Raw genomic sequence first — 16,276 nt, 5'->3', positions numbered from 1 at the left:
ACACCTGTCGTTTATCGTTCAGTAAATTTGAAACAAGGCGAGCCATTTGGTTCGCCTTGTTTTTTCGCGTCAGATAAACCTTCGGGTTTGAAATAACAAACAAGCCTAGACTCAGATTTGTTCGTTCACTAGCGAACGGCGTGATTCCTTCTTACACTAAATCAAGGTGTTTGTTGCTAAACAAGCAAATGCATGACTAAGTCGTGTATTGTTTTCCACTTAAATGCGGATAATTTATGTCGAAGAACCTTCTGGTTTTTAAATTGGAACCGACTATTGAGCGTGTACGCTTTCCAGCTGAGCTTCATCTATCTAAAGGAAGTGAACGATGGATCCGTTAACGCAAGGTTTATTGGGTGCAGCTTTGCCACTGGCGGTGAGCAACAAGCGAAACCTTGCAGTTGTTGGCGTGTTGGGCGTGGTCTCTGGGATGGCTCCGGATTTAGATGTGCTAATCCGTTCTTCAACTGATCCTTTGCTGTATTTGGAATACCATCGCCAATTTACTCACTCGCTCTTGTTTATCCCGTTTGGTAGTTTCATTTGTGCTTTGTTGTTGTATCCATTGTTCGCAAAAAAGCGAGGACTAAGCTTCCGGCAGAGTTGGTTTTACTGCGCGCTTGGTTATAGTACCCATGCGTTATTAGACGCATGCACCAGTTATGGAACACAGCTTCTATGGCCGATAAGCAACACGCGTTATGCTTGGAACACTATTTCGGTAATCGACCCCGCGTTCACACTCCCTATTTTAATATTGCTTTTGTTTGTTGCACTGAAGCGAAGCCCAAACTATGCCCGCATTGCATTTTTATGGTGCCTGGCTTACCTAAGTCTTGGAACGATACAACGAGATAGAGCAGAAGTAGCTGGTTGGGAAATCGTCAAAGAGCGACAACACAACGCTATACAATTAAAAGCCAAACCAAGTTTCAGCAATCTTTTGGTTTGGAAACTAATTTATGAAACGGAAGAGAGCTACTATGTAGATGCCGTAAGGGTGGGGCGTTCAATAAAAATTTACCCTGGCGAATCAACTCCAAAGTTAAATATAAAAGAGCAATTTCCGTGGCTAAACCCGCAATCGCAACAAGCAAGAGACATCGAACGTTTCCGTTGGTTTTCAAACGGTTTTGTAGCGACGGATCCGAATAATGAAATGCGAATTGTTGATATGCGTTATTCCATCGTACCAAACCAAATTAATGCGTTATGGGGCATCAATCTATCCCCAAAAGCCAGCGCAGACGCGCACGTTGAATACACTGCTCATCGAGGAAGTACTGCAGAAGATCGCCAAGTTTTTTTCAACATGCTTACGGATTTTGAGTGATGGTTTTACTTTGGATGTCGATGCGGTTTCGTAATAACTATTACGCAGACTGAAAGTCCTTTACTAGGGTCGGCTTGCTAGCGAAGAAAATCTTGCCAAACAGGGACTTGTACTTCCAGCCAAGAGACAAAAGCCGTTTAGCTAAGTTCTTGTTTTCAATGATTGCAACCTCAACACCTTGGTAGTGGTAAGGATTGCTTTTGATGTAGTCGATAAATGCAGTAAGCACGCCTTGCCCGCGAACGGAGGGTGCAAAGTTGACTGCTACAATAGAAAAGCGTTGGCTACCTGCTGGGCAACGGACTAAACAGTGCCCAAGAGGATGAGTAATAGTCTCAGAAAATTCAGGAAAAGGGCGAGACTCAAGCTCTTGAGAAAGCGCATCGTATCGCTGACATAGATAAGAAAATAGTTGATTCGCTTCGCTGTTCATATCGGTGCCGCTTTTGTGTTGCTTGGTTTAAAGGCATTGATGTCTCGAATATTGTAACCATAGATAGCAACACAAAACGCGGTAAACTTTTTCAGTAATGATTTCCTATTTTTGAAACCTGAATTGTTACAAGTGAAGCTGATTGGGTTTTATATGGTAGTTGTGAACGAGTGTTTCTAGTTGAAGGGAGAATACGCTGGTTACTGGAATTCCTTTGTTAAAAGGCGAGCTGCTTGGTTTAATGCCGCTCGTTTAACTGCGAGTGGCATCTTTTGTATTTCGTCACCTTGTACAGCGACGATGGGACATGATGTGGGATCTTCTATCCTAGCTCTTCATGGTCTAAATATCTCATTAACCACTCAGAGCGCAGCTATTAGATTCCTAGTCTCGCCAAGGCTCGCTGAACTGACACAAAAACATCGTTAAACTCCTGTTATTAAATTATTTGGGCCGCCTTTGCTTATTTTTGAGCGCTTAACTAGGCGTTACTCCAAGTGCTTAAATTGCAATGCCACAAGTCGCTGATACAACTCACAGCTTTGCATTAATGATTGGTGGTTACCAACATCGACTAATTCGCCATTGTCGAGCACCGCAATTTTATCCGCATGTTGGATAGTCGAAAGACGATGAGCAATGATCAGCGTTGTGCGTCCTTTCATTAGAGCTTCAAGTGCTTGTTGAACGTGATGTTCACTTTCACTATCAAGGGCGCTGGTAGCTTCGTCTAGCAGTAAGATTTTTGGATCTTTTAGAATCGCGCGAGCAATCGCAATGCGCTGCTTTTGTCCGCCCGATAGCCTAACGCCGCGCTCGCCTAAAAAGCTGTGATAGCCTTCGGGAAGCTTCTCAATAAACTCATGGGCATGGGCTTTTTTCGCGGCTTCGATAACTTGTTCATCCGTCGCTTCAGGATTACCGTAGCGAATATTATGAAAAACATCATGGCTAAACAGCGCTGGTTGTTGTGGTACGAGCGCCATTTGGCGTCGAAGCTCGTTTGGGTCGAACTGTCGAATATCTTCACCACCAAACAACACTTGCCCTTGCTGTGGGTCATAAAATCGTTGCAGCAGTTCGAATAGTGTTGTTTTACCTGCACCAGAAGGGCCGACTAACGCCAGTACTTTTCCTTGTTCAGCGGTTAGATTTAATTCTTTGATTGCTGGTTGATTTGGGCGAGAAGGGTAGTTGAAACTCACCGAATTAAAGTTAACCTCAGCAGGCATGTCGGAACGGACAGGCAAATAGTTGTTCGGCGCTTTAATATCGCTGTCTACTTGAAGGATCTCAATCAGCCGTTCGGTAGCACCTGCGGCTCTTTGCAATTCACCCATGACTTCGGAAATGGTTGCAGTCGATGAGGCAACAATAATGGCATAAAACACAAATGCGGCTAGGTCACCCGCAGACATTTTTCCGTGAATCACATCGCTGCCGCCTACCCAAAGCATGCCTGCAATCGCGCTGAACACAATCACAATAACGCCTGATATCAGGATCGCACGCTGTTTTACTCTCTGTCTACCTACTTCATAAGCTTTTTCCACCTCGACAGCGAAAGCCGCTCGTTCATGCGACTCTGAGCTAAAACTTTGCACGGTTTTAATATGTTCTATCGCTTCTCCAGCGTAGCTGCCAACATCGGCCATTGAGTCCTGACTTTGGCGAGAGAGAGCACGCACGCGTCGTCCATAAAACAAAATCGGAACCAGAACCAAAGGCACAGAAGCAAGCACAATCAGCGTGAGCTTAACGTTGGTAGCGAATAACATAATGATGGCACCAAAACACATCAAAGCGCTACGCATCGCCATCGAGAACGATGAACCAATAATGCTTTGCAGCAATGTGGTATCGGTAGTCAGGCGCGACATTATGTCGCCGCTACTGTTGGTCTCAAAATAGCTCGGATGCAGCGTAATCACATGGTTAAACACCGCAAGGCGAATATCCGCACTAACGCGCTCACCTACGGAAGAGACAAGGTAAAAGCGAAAGAAAGTCCCAATGGCAATACACAATGTGACACCGACAATAAACTGAATCGCATTGGTGAGCTCTTGCAATGATTGCTGAGCAAAGCCTTGGTCGATAAGAATGCGCACTCCATAGCCAACGGATAACGTCAAACTTGCTGTCGCGACAAGGGCAACCAAGGCTGCCGCAACCCGCCATTTATAAGGTGCAATAAAGGTGCTGAGTTTAAGAAGAATGCTGAGATTTTTGTTATTTTTTCTGCTCATGAGTGACTCACAAAGCGTTTTAGGTACCTGGCATAGTAAGCCAGTTTGGTTGGTGAGACCAGCGAACTACCGCTTTCGGATCAGGAAATTAACTGGGATAACCAATATCGCATGTATATCGAAAATCACTTAAACGTCGAAGAGACTAGAATCAGCTTTTAGTTCGGAGGGGGTTACGCACGGCTTTTGGCGAGTAGCAGGTCGACTTTTCCTTTGGCTGTTTTACTGACCGTTTGCATCAACTGAAAACTTGGTTTTTCGACGCCTGAGTTTTCTATCCCTTCGACCATTAAGAGCCAAAGCTTGGCTGTCATTTGCGCATCGGCTAGTGCACGGTGGAAAACACCGTCGTTGTCGATATTTTTATAGCGAACAAGTTCACCTAGCTTATGTGATGGGGCTTCTTGAATGAGCCGTCTTGCCACTAGTAAGGAGCAAGCAAACTCACCCGAATAACCACAGTTGATTCGTTCAAGCTCCGCATCTAAAAATCGTTTATCGAAGGACGCGTTGTGAGCGATAAGGTTTTCGCCTGCAATGAACTCACTAAATGACGCCATTACCTCTTCGCAGCTTGGTGCCGATCGCAACATATTGTTGGTAATGCCGGTGTAGTTCTCAATGAAAGAACTCACTCTGAAACCGGGATTCATGAGTTGCTGAAAACTATCGACAACCTCGCCATTGACTAACTTTACTGCACCAATTTCTATTGCGCGATCACCTAAAGTAGGAGAGAGACCTGTGGTTTCAAAGTCGAGTACGACCACAGAGTTTGCTTGAGGCATAAAATTTTCCAGCTGAGTAATATTGTGCAAGAGTATTATCGAAAGCGACAGAAAAAGAAAGGCGAACACAATGGTGAATATCTGTCTATCTTTACTCCACAAAGTCAGTGTTCGTCGTCCACTGTTTATGGACAGGTACGTTCTGGCTTACCCATCGCGGCTTGTGCGGTAGCCTTATATTTCAAATGTTTTTCGGCTTTTCGATTCATTTCAATTAAGCATTAACTTTCGATACAACATACTGATTATAAATTGATTTTATAAATCAACTTCGGCATCATTCACGGCTTGATTTTGAGTATGAATATCATCACGGCAAAAAATTAGAACAACTTATAATGAGAGGCTAGGGAACGATGGAACCAATGAAGAATCATTATTTAGAGATACCTGAAGAAAGAAAATTGCGTATTTTTCGTGAAGAAGATGAAGATTTCTACAGCTTCTGGGAAAGAATGCTTGATGAAAAACAATCTTTTTATAAGCAACCTCTTAAAAGAATGAAAGGCGATGCTTGGGATTCGCTTCAGGCATTTTTTACTGCTTCAAAATATGGACAACATCAGGCCTCGCCAGCTTATATAAAAAGGGCGCTTGAGTTACTGAATAACGTCTACTTGCTGGCCAATCATTCAGACCAAGTGGTTGAATTCTCCGTTGGGCACCGACATTTTTCGGAAGTAGGTAACCGTTCTGTTGCAGGGGGAACGATGGATGCTTGGTTGGATGAAATCTGTTTAACGATGGCCGCGAGAGATTGGCGCTGCGTAGAGCTGATGACCATCATGGATGAGTCGTTAGTGCGTTTAAAAGATCCATTCGATGTTGCGCTAGTCGAGTTCGTTAACGGTGTATTTAGCAATTCATCAGCGTTACCTGAGTTATTGCAAACTGTGATGGAGAAATCTTCTCCGCAATACTTAGAATCAACCAGAGTGCCATATGTACACTCTTTGTTTATTCCATTTGTGAATGTGTTTGTTGCCATTATCGATGGCGATGAGGCACATTATCAAGAGGCACTGAGGGATGCGTTAGAGGCGCATTACCAGTTCTACATAAATGAAGATGTTCGCTATTCGCCAAAAGGAAATGTTTCTCTGAAACTGACTGGTCTTGCTGCATTAGCATACGATAAGTATGGCTGGACGATTCCAGAAGCCGCATATTTACCTAAATGGCTTGTTTACGGTGAGCATGATCTCTGTTCTAAATAAATCATTAGTAGAACACCTTATGTGGTGTCTGCGGCAATGCAGTTTGATGAAAGGTTGGCACAAATGCCGGCTCTGTTTGAGCGAACAAAACAAATCTACAAGATCATTGATGAGTTCCCATCTTTGGCGGTAAGACCAACCCAACCGCAAGCAAACATGTTGCACCTTATCCTGCCTTTCAGCTGTGAAAAGTTGAAAGAACTTCAACATACTTTCGCTACAGAAAAGGGCATTTGGTTTGGTAATCCGCAAGTCACGGCACATCCACATCAATCCATCGTTGAATGGTATGTCGGTGACTACCTGCTCAGCCTTGGTGACGAAGAATTAAGGTCGTTTTTCAACCAGTTACTCGGTGGTAAGACATAAACTTATCAATATGCGAGCTTACTAACACGCCATACGTGACACTTCATGTATTCTTAATTGAAGCGAAGAAGAGGATTTATAAATGTCAAAAAGCTCCAAGCTTCACAATGAAGACAAACTGGTTAAGAAGGCACTAGAGATTGGTGGGAAGATGGCGAAGCTACAAGGCTTTGACCTTCCTCAGTCACCACAACCTCTGAGAGTAAAAGCGATTTACCTATTCTTGGTCGACGCCAAACAGATCACGCCACTACCGGAAAGCAAGCTAGACGGCGCAAGCATCAAACACCGACTGGCAGTCTGGATACACAGTGCATTGCCAGACAACGACCCTCTAAAGTAGAAAACCTCAACAAGTCACACAGGTTATTAATTAGCAAGGCGAGCCAAATGGTTCGCCTTGTTTGCTCTTGGCAAGTGCACCGAGGTCTTTTGGCGTGGCGGTATCATTGATTTACAAAACTGAATCAAAATGACTAAAGATAAATCCCGAGAAGCGCTACAATGCAGGTGTTGCGAGAGTGCAACCAAGATTACTCATTTACAGAAGCCTTGAAGTAACCATACATGTCTAAAGATTTCGAATTCACTACAGAATACATACTCGACAAACCTTTCTTTGCTGAGTGTTATGATCAAACTAGCCAGCCAACGAAGTTCCCACAAGCGTACCTAAAAGGGATGCTGTTTCTTATCTTTGGTGTGGTTTTATTGGAGTTTGAACTGCTACCTAACGGTTACGTCGGTTGGTTCTTTATCGTATTGAGTGTGATTGAAGCGTGTAGCGTTTACTTCAAAAGAACTTGGTGGCTGTGGCGTCAAACCATCAGCTCAAGCCGCGGCAGTAAAGTGGTGTTTGAAGTGAATGCAGATGGCGTGCGCTACAAAAGCGGTAAAGTTGACCGCAGCCTCGCTTGGAATGATATCGACCAACTCGAACAAACTGATTTGGGCTTTATCCTTCACCTTGGTAAACAACGCCAATACATCAGCAAATCTTGCTTAAATGAAGAAGCGATCGCGTTTATAGTAGAGCGGCACGCGGCATCAAAAGCGAGCTAACAAAAAAGCGAGTCCGTGGGTTTGCTTTTTTGATCTTAGGGTTTGATGCTTATGGGGTAGCTCTGATTCAGGCTCAAAATCTGAACCACTACACTCGGTGTTTCTGGTTGCGTCTTTCCAGTATATGGACTCCTTAAGTGTGCTGCGGAGTTAGTGTGTAAACTGAACCAAAAAAGTGACAATGAGATAGTTTATTGTGAGCCTACAGTGATGACGCCAACTTCTAGAGCATTTTTGCTCGATTACTATGTTCGGCAAAGGTTTGACATTCGTTAGTTTGTTGGGTTTTCCCTAATAAAGTTCATGTGGCCAGTGTTGGACTTATGCGTCTAAAGGTAACTTCTATGCGGAAGAAACTTATTCGATTTGAGGGGGCTATCCATGGAATTGCGATTCGAGCCCCATGGGAGGCGTTCGAAGCTTTAGGTAAAGTAGCCTATGAGAATGGAGTGTACAGCGAGAATCGAACCTACATCATCATCAGCTTGGAAGGGGGCGCAGTTCGGGTTTTGTAAGAGCCATTTCCCATTAAATCTATTTAATGTCAATTGTTTAAGTTACTTTTCCAACAGAAATCCAAAAACAGTTGAAACTGTAAACCTACATTTTGGCTCCTAATCACGAATTTGAAAATAGTGAAAAATTCATTATTTTCAAATTCGTTTTGATAAATCGCGACCCGATTTGGTTAGAAAGTTTCATCTAAAAAGTGCTTAATAAGAATCCCATTTAGCGGCGTTATGTCAATGTCACCAGTTAACTTATGAGGTGACGAGTTCACCTCTAACTAAGCATTCACGTTACTATGCCATTGCAATGGTTAGGTTAACTTAGCAACGATATCGCTTGTTTAGATACTCTGACTAGTCGTCCAATGGTTCTTTCGAAAACCCATCTAATGAATCGGGCGGATAGATCCTCAACGATGGTCCCATAGTGACCGGCAAAAACAAGCATATGGCCTAATAAGCCTTTTAGTTGCTCTTCATTGCGCTTAGATGATTTAGCAACGGCTTCTAGCTTTCTTGAAAGCCAATCATAAAAGGTCAAGCCAGCAATCACGCCTGCTTGAATCGTTACCGTTGACAAAAGAGCCACATCTTTCAAATAGGTGATAAGTGCGCCCTGTATTCTATCGGCCCAATACTCCGAAAAAGAAGCTTGATTTCGTTGCTCATACTTTAGACGGATAGGGGTAAATAAGTGGTCATTCGATTTCCTCTTCAACGCTCCCCAAGAATCCGAGGAAGCAGTGTTTAAGTAACCCGGATTTTTGTTTCTTGCCATCAAATGGGCTGATATGCTTAACCCAGTGCCAGAGTCCAAGCGGTACTCGCCTGTTGAGATTGGAGCATGAATAAATGGCCAAAGCGGTATTTTGGGTACAGGATCAGCACCATGCGTACATCGATAAACACCATCGTTTAGCTTTTCCGATGAGCGTGCGTATGCTTCCAGACCAACTCTAGGAGCGCCAAAGGTGTATAAGGTGGTTCTGACCTTCATCTCATTACGCACCCAATCAGCGCAAAGTGATGCGAGTGCTCCACCTAAGCTGTGCCCAACGCAATGTATACGTTTTGGTTTAGGATTCATCTGCATAATATACTGCTTCAACTTGGGGCTAAGACTTTGAAAACAATTGTTGAAACCAGCATGAGCGGGCGAACCGTTTGGTGATCCTTTCACCCCTATATTCGCATTTGTGATCCAGTCATTAGCATTTTGTGTTCCTCGAATTGAAATGACAATTTCATTCTCAAATGTAGAACCTTTACCAGTGCCAACCACTGCAAACGCCTCTGAAGTTCTCATCAAGCCAGGGATAACTTTACGCAATACCGGTACATTGGATAAACCCGCTACACCGCCTGTAAAACCATCAAATACATCATCTTCAGAAAAAGAAAAGTGATTTGAAAAACTGTTTTTGCCCGGCATGATAAAACGGCCATTATTTTCATAAGCTTTGTAAGGAATATCCGCTATTTCTGAAGCCATTTTTGGTGTTAACTTTGCCATTACGTGTCCTTATTTAGTAATATTTTTTCAGAAAATCCTTTCAAATCACACCTACTAATAATTTCAAGATCGAGGCCATTCTCAACAAATTTATTTTTAAAAAAGTAACGATATTCGTCCGAATTAATCTCACAACTTAAATCAAGAAGATTATCTGAAATAAATTCATAGGGTTTCACGTCAGAAAAACGAGCCTCTAGTAAGTAGTATTTTTTGCCATCTACAAAAATGTAAATACCAATGTAGCTAGAGGATTCATGAAGGGCAGGTTCTTTAAACGTCTGATAGTGATATGTAGGTTGGAAATGAAAATAACCATTTTCTGACGTAATTGTCTCGGTGATATAACGGTTTTTAGAAAAAGCCGTGTGTAGATAAACTACCTCGCTAGTAAACGCTTTCCCGTCTAAGTATAAGCGACCAGTGATCTCTGAGCTAAGTATGTATTGAAACTTTTTTAATTTGAAGAAATTAAACATATCTGCGTTACAACCTGTTGAGAGCAATAATATTGTGGCACTCATAAGGGAAACCAGTATTTTAGTCATTTGTTTACCAATATTGTACATAGGTCAACCCATATCCACGCGTGAGACGATACTATGTCCTAATGCTCTCAAGTGCTAGCCTAGGACCGCCCCAATTCTCAAAAATAAGTCATGTCAAAGCTTATATCTAGGCATACTTTAAAAAATAATGTAAATGACATGTCTATTACTTTCATGGGGTAAACATAAGTAGACTCCCTCTGGCAAAAAAATACCGAGCTATTCGTTAAAGTACCTATCCACGTCCATTTCGTAAGCTTGCATACTCATTGTCTCATTCTGAATTCTTATCATGAAGACCAGTTAACAATAGCTACCGCGAAAATGGTTGTTTTTTTATAACCGATAAAACATGGCGCCATCTCAACTTTTTCAGCACCATTGCTATATCACAGCGAAAATACCTCGAGTTCACTATAAAGCTCATCGATGTGCCTGGGCAGGTTGGAGTGGTGTCAAAGATGAGCTTCCGAAAGCGAATGTTACTCTCGACTGGTTCCATATTGTGCAGTTATTACACTGGCTGTTGATGACGCTCGAAAAACAATGACATGCAAAAAGCTCTTCGTTGGGCGGTGTTAAAGGATGCTGAGAGTCCGATGACAGATAGGCAAGTACAAGCTTTAGTTGACTAGAGCCAGTAAGAAAAGTCCTAACAACCTTAGAAAAGCACCCAGAGAGAATACTTCAACGTTGGAGCTCGACCTATGCTAATACCGAGAATTTGACTGACCGAGGCACTGAATACTGTGGCCGTGTTGAACAGCATGATTACCAACTCTACCTAGCTATCAATGATATCGACCAATTCGAACAAACTGACTTGGGCTTTATCCTTCACCTTGGTAAACAACGCCAATACATCAGCAAATCTTGCTTAAATGAAGAAGCGATCGCGTTTATGGTAGAGCGGCACGCGGCATCAAAAGCGAGCTAACCAACTCACATCAAGCTGGAATGAGCGATCGAAAAAGTAGGTGATATATGATCGAACATTGTAACAAGTATATGGTCGATTCTGAATCAATTGGGTTTGATGTAGAAAGCTAATAAGGTTTAGAGGTTTCTCTTTCGGACATACTGCTTCGGTGTCATGCGCGCAATCTGCTTACACTCTCTAGTCATGTGTGCTTGATCGGAAAAACCTTGCTCTAGCGCCAACTCCGATAAAGTAAGATCGGGTTGCGCTCGGAGTTGCTCTAAAGTGTGCTTAACTCGTTTAATGCGTTGGTAATGTTTAGGAGTAATCCCCAACCATTTCTGAAAATTGCGCTCTCTCTGGCGCTGACTGATGGTCCCTGTAGGTTGGTCAATAATGTGGCCGACATACTGCGGTTCACATTCCTCAATCAGTGTTTGAACCCAGCGATATAACGTAGAAATCCTTGCATATGGCGAACGAGCTGTTTGCAGAGACTCAAATGTTGCTAGTGCAGAAGAAGCCAAAGGGTGGTCGTCTTGAATCCGCAATAGCTGTTCTAGACGTTTACCAAATAGTTGATAACCAACAGCAGGATGAAAGCGTACGCCAGTCATCACCGCGCCTGGCGGTAGGCAGACCTGATGTGCCAGAATGCTTATAGGCAGTAGGACAACCCCCGGCGTCTGCCACTCACCATCTATTTGTACTTCATTCTGTAAAATGAATACCACACCTGTACCAGCATCACTGAGTAATTGTTTACGTACGGTTTGCGTCGTATCAGGTTTGACGGATGCTGACCAAATGGCTTGAACATAGCCAGCTAAAGCCTTTTGAGGTTTTAAAATATCAAATTCTAAGTTCAAATGAATCATCCTATTTAACCTCAACTTAAATGAGAAAGTGATACACATGTAATTTTCATCCTATTAAGTTGAGGTATAAGCAGTGGCTTACAAGTAAGAACCGTCAAATAGAATTATCGAGGTTTATAGACTCCAACCTTTGGCTTAAATGCCTTAACTATTCGGTTCCAACTATTGATCGCGTTGATCGCAATTGTTAGGTTGACCATAGCTTCTTCTCCAAAGGTATTCAAGGTCAGCTGATAGGTATCATCATCTACTGGTAGGCCAGCAGTTAGTAGTTCAGCCCAGCCTAGTGCAACGTGTTCTGCATCGCTGTAGAATGGCATATCTTTCCATGCACTAAGCCCCCATATGCGTTCCGGCTTTTCACCTAACTGAAGCGCATCTTTACTATGCATGTCGATACAAAATGCACATTGATTGATTTGCGATATGCGTAACTTAACCAGTTCCCATATGATCATGTTCATGGTTTCTGATTGGCTAAATTGTTCATGGAAGTAAGCTTCCTGAGCGTATAGGATTTCTATTGCTTTTGGCGCTACTTCAATATAGTTGAGTCGTTTCTTCATGGTCATTCTCCTCTGTTTTTTACATAGTAAAAAACGCTCTTAGCAAAAGATTGAAGATTTTCGACATGTACTCAATAAAGTTAGATAAAAGAGTGAACGACGAAAGCGAAAAGTGTACCTATTGGAAACCAAGAAAACTTATGCCAATTAACAAAGTATTGCTCTAAATAATGGACTTAAGGTTGGCGTCTATTTTTACTCCACCACCTTCCGTAAACGAGCAAAAGGTGCTGAGTTACCTATATACACACCAGCCGCAACGATAAAGACGCCTAAAACATTTTCCCATTGAGCCTGCTCACCAGAAATGAACGAAATCAGTAGAGTGAATACCGGCATAATATTAAATAATGGAGACATCTTATCTGGACCAAGAACGATAGCGCCTTTCATCCAAAAGTAATAAGCAATCAAAGTTCCAAACAGGCTCATGTAAGCTATTAATGCTAGGTCTTTAAATGTTATGGCATTTAAGCTACGGCTAAAGTCGCCGTGGTACATCGCTATAGCGACCATTTGAATGGCACCAATACTTAACACCCAACGTAACTGCTGAGTTACTGGGATATGAGATGTTAAACGCTTCGCTAGAATTGTGTATAAACACCCACTAATTAAAGCAAATAACATGTATAGATCACCAATATTACTATTGCTGCTAATAGAATGAATATTTCCCCCTGTAATGACGATTACCACTCCACAAAAACTGATTAGTGCACCTAAAATAGTTTTAACCGAAATGGAAGTCTTGAGAATAAAGCCCGACAACAAGATAGTGACAAGTGGTAGGTTTGCCTGAACAACCGCTGCGTTAACTGGGGTAGTAAATCTCATTGCAGAGAAAATAGAGAAGTTTTGGATAGTTACACCCACGGTTGCTATAACAAACAACGACAACATACTTTTTCGTGTGAGTTTGGCTCCATATGGAGAGCGTTTAGTACCTCTTATCAGTAAGAGTATTAAAGCTGCAACGGAAAATCGTAACGTCGCTGAATCCAAAGGAGAGACATCGCTATTAATAGCCTTTATTACGTTAAAGTTACTAGACCAAAAAAAGATAGCGACAACAACACCGCACCAAATTGATAAATGCTTAGACATAGATCTTCCTGATAAAAATTAACTTGACGCGATAATGCTATATATTTCATATTTGATTTTTAATAGCCAAATTTAAGAGGGTTAATCCCAAATATGGAACGTCACTCTTTGGATGACCTTTTGTTATTCGTTTCTGTTGCTCGCTATCAAAGCCTAACACAAGCATCTGAGCGTCTTAATGTCCCGTTAGCCACGCTAAGCCGGAAGTTAAAAAGGCTGGAAACAAACTTAAATTGCAGACTATTTAACCGCAGTGCACACCACTTTGCGTTAACAACTGATGGCGAAAAATATTATCAACTCTGTGAGCCGTTACTTCTTAGCTTAAGTAATGTGACATCGAGAATTGCGACTGAGCGTCAGTCTTTAAGCGGAACGATCAAAATATCAGCGCCAATTAACATGACACAGATGTGGTTAAAGCGGTGCGTTTATGAATTTGCAGAGCAACATCCGAAGATATGTATCGATTTAGATGTACAGAATGAAAAAATCAATCTTGTATCTAACCGTGTCGATGTTAGTTTTCGTCTTGGTGATCTTATTGAACAAGACTGGATTGCTCAGAAATTATGGTCGATTCCATTTGCGCTTTGTGCATCACGAAGCTATTTAGAACAACACCAACCGATTACCCATCCAGAACAACTTGTTCATCATCGCCTAATTACGGTAAACAACGACTGCCAATGGAAATTAGTTAATCAAATCACCAATGAAACATTTGATCATCCGCTAAAGTTTCAATTCACTTCAAATGATGTACTGCTAGTTAGAGACGCCGTCATCCATGGTTTAGGAATTGCGTGGATTCCAACCTATTACTTTCATGAGCTAAATCATGATCAACATAACCTGCTGCCTTTGTTGCCAGAATGGCAATGCTCGGGTAAAGAAGTATTCATTATGTATCGAGACCGCGATAAAAGGCCTGCAAGAGTTGATGCATTTATTGAACATGTCTTAAATTGGAAAAATCGCATTCAAATGTTTGCTTGAAAGAGGTTTATCACATTGTGCTGTGCCGGTAACCTCAATTGAAGCTTCATGACTCTGCTTCAATTGAGTTCATTTATTTAACCTCTAAAAGAATCATGAATACATAGGCAGTTAATGGGATTCGAGTTTACAAGTGATTCGGTCAGCTAAAACTCAAGCTAAGTAGAAAGTATTTGCAGTTGTATTTGCCTCTGAAAATCGTTTAGAGCTTTCTCATCCGCGAAGTTCTATAAGAAATTATTAAGGATATATTTGTGTGCGATTTCGTGAAAAAAATTATTGTAGGTTTACTTTTCAGTGCTTCGTCTTTTGCTTCCTTAAGTCAATATGTTCCAGCAATGAATGATAAGAACGGTTATGTAGAACCATTTCAGATGTTTGATAATGTCTATTATGTAGGAGACAAGTGGGTCTCATCATATGCCATTGCTACAGACGACGGACTCGTTATCATTGATACGCTTGACTTCCCTTACTCTGAGTGGATACCTATCAACCTAGAGAAGCTAGGGCTAAAAGATAAGCCAATAACGCACATATTGGTAACTCATGGGCATTCTGACCACGTTGGAGGCGCCCAGTTACTTCAAGAGAAGTATGGTTCCAAAGTCGTGATGACCAAAAGCGCTCATGAACTATCTATACAGCAATCAAACAAAAGCGAAGGTGAGAACAAGTTCCTTCCTCCAAACTTAGACATAGAGATAAAAAGCGATAGCTCTATGGCTATTGGTGGACATGAGTTTAAGTTCTATCTCACACCTGGCCACACGGAAGGTGATTATTCCTTAGACTTCACTGTTGAAGATAATGGCGAACAATATCGTGCTTTTATCGTTGGTGGGCATAGCGTAAGTAGCAATGATCCAGAAGTTATTGGCCAGTTCCTGACTAGCATGGAGAAAATTAGAAAAATTTCACTACAGGCACCTATTGTGAACGTTAACCTTTCGAACCATCCACATAAAAATTTCCTTTTTGAAAATAGGAAGAAGCTCGGCACAAGCGGTAACCCGTTTATCAGTGAGGCAAACTTCTTCATGTTCCTTAAGCAACAAGAAGATTTAGCTAAGGGAAAACTAGAAGAACTATAATACCGTGGTATACGAGCAGCCTTCTTTATTAGGTTAGAGATTTGCTCTTGAGTTATAGCTAAGGCTTTAATAAGTTGCTCAATCAAGATTCGACACTGGTGGCAGCTATATTGTTTGTCGGTTCTAGTGACAAAGGCGCCGTGCGTAAGCATTCGTATTGTGTGCCTTACACATTTGCAAGGCGTTATGTGCTTTCTAGAAAAGTCTCAAAATAGAGTACAATTAGCGTTTTGACACAGCGGAAATCATCATGGCCAAAACTGTTCAGCAGCAAATCGGAAACATTGCTCTAGTCGTTGAAAATTACGACGATGCTATCGAATTCTATACTCAAAAACTTCAATTCACTCTGGTTGAAGATACCAACCTAGGTGGTGGTAAACGCTGGGTTCAAGTTTCTCCTCCAAACTCCAATGGTACAAACCTACTTTTAGCTCAAGCGAGTACACCGGAGCAAACGCATGCAGTAGGAAATCAAACAGGTGGTCGTGTTTTCCTGTTTCTGCAAACTAATGATTTTTGGCGTGACTACGAGTTGATGAAGAAAAATGGTGTTGTATTTAATGAAGAGCCTCGTGTGGAAGAATACGGGACAGTGGTGGTGTTCCAAGATCTCTATGGTAATAAGTGGGACTTACTGCAACTGAACTGAGAAACTACACAGCACCTGCATAACATAGTGTTCATGAGGA

General features: G+C 42.0%; 17 protein-coding genes and 2 pseudogenes. 11 read left to right on the top strand and 8 right to left on the bottom strand.

Annotation, left to right across the window (positions count from 1 at the left end; translation table 11 throughout):
• The first annotated feature begins 328 nt into the window (after positions 1–328).
• Positions 329–1,333: a metal-dependent hydrolase gene (locus tag R7H07_RS01000; protein ID WP_017820976.1), complete on the top strand. Its 1,005-nt coding sequence runs from the start codon at positions 329–331 to the stop codon at positions 1,331–1,333.
• A gap of 40 nt (positions 1,334–1,373) precedes the next feature.
• Here R7H07_RS01000 and R7H07_RS00995 read toward each other — a convergent pair whose 3' ends face one another.
• From R7H07_RS00995 to R7H07_RS00985, 3 genes are all read right to left on the bottom strand, one after another.
• Entirely contained in the window at positions 1,374–1,766 is a 393-nt protein-coding gene (locus R7H07_RS00995; RefSeq protein WP_053307648.1) for a hypothetical protein, read from the bottom strand.
• A 488-nt stretch (positions 1,767–2,254) separates the two neighbouring features.
• Positions 2,255–4,015 carry an ABC transporter ATP-binding protein/permease gene (locus R7H07_RS00990; protein ID WP_206958818.1) on the bottom strand — a complete coding sequence of 587 codons (1,761 nt, stop codon included), beginning with the start codon at positions 4,013–4,015 and terminating at the stop codon, positions 2,255–2,257.
• Positions 4,016–4,188: 173 nt separating this feature from the next.
• Positions 4,189–4,803, bottom strand: a complete 615-nt coding sequence (locus R7H07_RS00985) for a PolC-type DNA polymerase III (protein WP_005376459.1) — start codon at positions 4,801–4,803, stop codon at positions 4,189–4,191.
• 356 nt (positions 4,804–5,159) lie between these two features.
• Here R7H07_RS00985 and R7H07_RS00980 point away from each other — a divergent pair, with 356 nt between their 5' ends.
• The 5 genes and pseudogenes from R7H07_RS00980 (at position 5,160) to R7H07_RS00960 (ending at position 7,966) form a co-directional block, all read left to right on the top strand.
• Positions 5,160–6,020: an immunity 49 family protein gene (locus R7H07_RS00980; protein ID WP_065275263.1), complete on the top strand. Its 861-nt coding sequence runs from the start codon at positions 5,160–5,162 to the stop codon at positions 6,018–6,020.
• A pseudogene (locus R7H07_RS00975) lies at positions 6,021–6,389 on the top strand (threonine aldolase); the annotation flags it as partial.
• An 82-nt stretch (positions 6,390–6,471) separates the two neighbouring features.
• Positions 6,472–6,732, top strand: coding sequence for a DUF5062 family protein (locus R7H07_RS00970; protein WP_005376453.1), 261 nt, complete (start codon positions 6,472–6,474; stop codon positions 6,730–6,732).
• Positions 6,733–6,956: 224 nt separating this feature from the next.
• Positions 6,957–7,451: a YcxB family protein gene (locus R7H07_RS00965; RefSeq protein ID WP_065275264.1), complete on the top strand. Its 495-nt coding sequence runs from the start codon at positions 6,957–6,959 to the stop codon at positions 7,449–7,451.
• 344 nt (positions 7,452–7,795) lie between these two features.
• Complete coding sequence (locus tag R7H07_RS00960; RefSeq protein WP_162564176.1) at positions 7,796–7,966, top strand: hypothetical protein; 171 nt, start codon at positions 7,796–7,798, stop codon at positions 7,964–7,966.
• A gap of 310 nt (positions 7,967–8,276) precedes the next feature.
• Here R7H07_RS00960 and R7H07_RS00955 read toward each other — a convergent pair whose 3' ends face one another.
• A complete protein-coding gene (locus R7H07_RS00955; protein ID WP_033906522.1) occupies positions 8,277–9,473 on the bottom strand; it encodes a lipase family protein in 1,197 nt (398 codons plus the stop codon).
• Positions 9,473–10,042: a DUF6795 domain-containing protein gene (locus R7H07_RS00950; protein ID WP_050550092.1), complete on the bottom strand. Its 570-nt coding sequence runs from the start codon at positions 10,040–10,042 to the stop codon at positions 9,473–9,475. Before R7H07_RS00950 ends, R7H07_RS00955 begins: the two co-directional genes overlap by 1 nt.
• A 331-nt stretch (positions 10,043–10,373) precedes the next feature.
• Here R7H07_RS00950 and R7H07_RS23905 point away from each other — a divergent pair, with 331 nt between their 5' ends.
• The gene (locus R7H07_RS23905; protein WP_033906523.1) at positions 10,374–10,571 is read left to right on the top strand and encodes a transposase; all 198 of its coding nucleotides are present in this window, start codon (positions 10,374–10,376) and stop codon (positions 10,569–10,571) included.
• A 234-nt stretch (positions 10,572–10,805) separates the two neighbouring features.
• Positions 10,806–10,958: pseudogene (locus tag R7H07_RS00945) on the top strand (YcxB family protein); the annotation flags it as partial.
• A 119-nt stretch (positions 10,959–11,077) separates the two neighbouring features.
• Here the strand turns inward: R7H07_RS00945 and R7H07_RS00940 are convergent.
• The 3 genes from R7H07_RS00940 to R7H07_RS00930 form a co-directional block, all read right to left on the bottom strand.
• Positions 11,078–11,818, bottom strand: coding sequence for a helix-turn-helix domain-containing protein (locus R7H07_RS00940; RefSeq protein ID WP_206957499.1), 741 nt, complete (start codon positions 11,816–11,818; stop codon positions 11,078–11,080).
• A gap of 104 nt (positions 11,819–11,922) precedes the next feature.
• The gene (locus tag R7H07_RS00935; RefSeq protein WP_042520770.1) at positions 11,923–12,384 is read right to left on the bottom strand and encodes a carboxymuconolactone decarboxylase family protein; all 462 of its coding nucleotides are present in this window, start codon (positions 12,382–12,384) and stop codon (positions 11,923–11,925) included.
• A gap of 195 nt (positions 12,385–12,579) precedes the next feature.
• Positions 12,580–13,491 carry a DMT family transporter gene (locus tag R7H07_RS00930; RefSeq protein ID WP_005388780.1) on the bottom strand — a complete coding sequence of 304 codons (912 nt, stop codon included), beginning with the start codon at positions 13,489–13,491 and terminating at the stop codon, positions 12,580–12,582.
• 108 nt (positions 13,492–13,599) lie between these two features.
• On the opposite strand from R7H07_RS00930, the gene R7H07_RS00925 reads away from it, so the two are divergent.
• The 3 genes from R7H07_RS00925 (at position 13,600) to R7H07_RS00915 (ending at position 16,236) form a co-directional block, all read left to right on the top strand.
• The gene (locus R7H07_RS00925; protein WP_237289134.1) at positions 13,600–14,490 is read left to right on the top strand and encodes a LysR family transcriptional regulator; all 891 of its coding nucleotides are present in this window, start codon (positions 13,600–13,602) and stop codon (positions 14,488–14,490) included.
• Positions 14,491–14,756: 266 nt separating this feature from the next.
• The gene (locus tag R7H07_RS00920; protein ID WP_225452537.1) at positions 14,757–15,584 is read left to right on the top strand and encodes an MBL fold metallo-hydrolase; all 828 of its coding nucleotides are present in this window, start codon (positions 14,757–14,759) and stop codon (positions 15,582–15,584) included.
• A 250-nt stretch (positions 15,585–15,834) separates the two neighbouring features.
• On the top strand, positions 15,835–16,236 hold the full coding sequence (locus tag R7H07_RS00915; protein ID WP_005388788.1) for a VOC family protein: 402 nt from the start codon (positions 15,835–15,837) through the stop codon (positions 16,234–16,236).
• Positions 16,237–16,276: the final 40 nt, after the last annotated feature.

Origin of the sequence: Vibrio sp. Vb1127, from assembly GCF_033338735.1 — a bacterium.
In the GTDB taxonomy this organism is placed as follows: Bacteria; Pseudomonadota; Gammaproteobacteria; order Enterobacterales; family Vibrionaceae; genus Vibrio; species Vibrio alginolyticus.
This window is presented reverse-complemented; position numbering and strand designations above follow the sequence as displayed.

Excerpts from the sequence above, each read along its gene's own strand:
- R7H07_RS01000 (WP_017820976.1), top strand. The coding sequence starts at position 329 with ATGGATCCGTTAACGCAAGGTTTATTGGGTGCAGCTTTGCCACTGGCG.
- R7H07_RS00995 (WP_053307648.1), bottom strand. The coding sequence starts at position 1,766 with ATGAACAGCGAAGCGAATCAACTATTTTCTTATCTATGTCAGCGATAC.
- R7H07_RS00990 (WP_206958818.1), bottom strand. The coding sequence starts at position 4,015 with ATGAGCAGAAAAAATAACAAAAATCTCAGCATTCTTCTTAAACTCAGC.
- R7H07_RS00985 (WP_005376459.1), bottom strand. The coding sequence starts at position 4,803 with ATGCCTCAAGCAAACTCTGTGGTCGTACTCGACTTTGAAACCACAGGT.
- R7H07_RS00980 (WP_065275263.1), top strand. The coding sequence starts at position 5,160 with ATGGAACCAATGAAGAATCATTATTTAGAGATACCTGAAGAAAGAAAA.
- R7H07_RS00970 (WP_005376453.1), top strand. The coding sequence starts at position 6,472 with ATGTCAAAAAGCTCCAAGCTTCACAATGAAGACAAACTGGTTAAGAAG.
- R7H07_RS00965 (WP_065275264.1), top strand. The coding sequence starts at position 6,957 with ATGTCTAAAGATTTCGAATTCACTACAGAATACATACTCGACAAACCT.
- R7H07_RS00960 (WP_162564176.1), top strand. The coding sequence starts at position 7,796 with ATGCGGAAGAAACTTATTCGATTTGAGGGGGCTATCCATGGAATTGCG.
- R7H07_RS00955 (WP_033906522.1), bottom strand. The coding sequence starts at position 9,473 with ATGGCAAAGTTAACACCAAAAATGGCTTCAGAAATAGCGGATATTCCT.
- R7H07_RS00950 (WP_050550092.1), bottom strand. The coding sequence starts at position 10,042 with ATGTACAATATTGGTAAACAAATGACTAAAATACTGGTTTCCCTTATG.
- R7H07_RS23905 (WP_033906523.1), top strand. The coding sequence starts at position 10,374 with ATGGCGCCATCTCAACTTTTTCAGCACCATTGCTATATCACAGCGAAA.
- R7H07_RS00940 (WP_206957499.1), bottom strand. The coding sequence starts at position 11,818 with ATGATTCATTTGAACTTAGAATTTGATATTTTAAAACCTCAAAAGGCT.
- R7H07_RS00935 (WP_042520770.1), bottom strand. The coding sequence starts at position 12,384 with ATGAAGAAACGACTCAACTATATTGAAGTAGCGCCAAAAGCAATAGAA.
- R7H07_RS00930 (WP_005388780.1), bottom strand. The coding sequence starts at position 13,491 with ATGTCTAAGCATTTATCAATTTGGTGCGGTGTTGTTGTCGCTATCTTT.
- R7H07_RS00915 (WP_005388788.1), top strand. The coding sequence starts at position 15,835 with ATGGCCAAAACTGTTCAGCAGCAAATCGGAAACATTGCTCTAGTCGTT.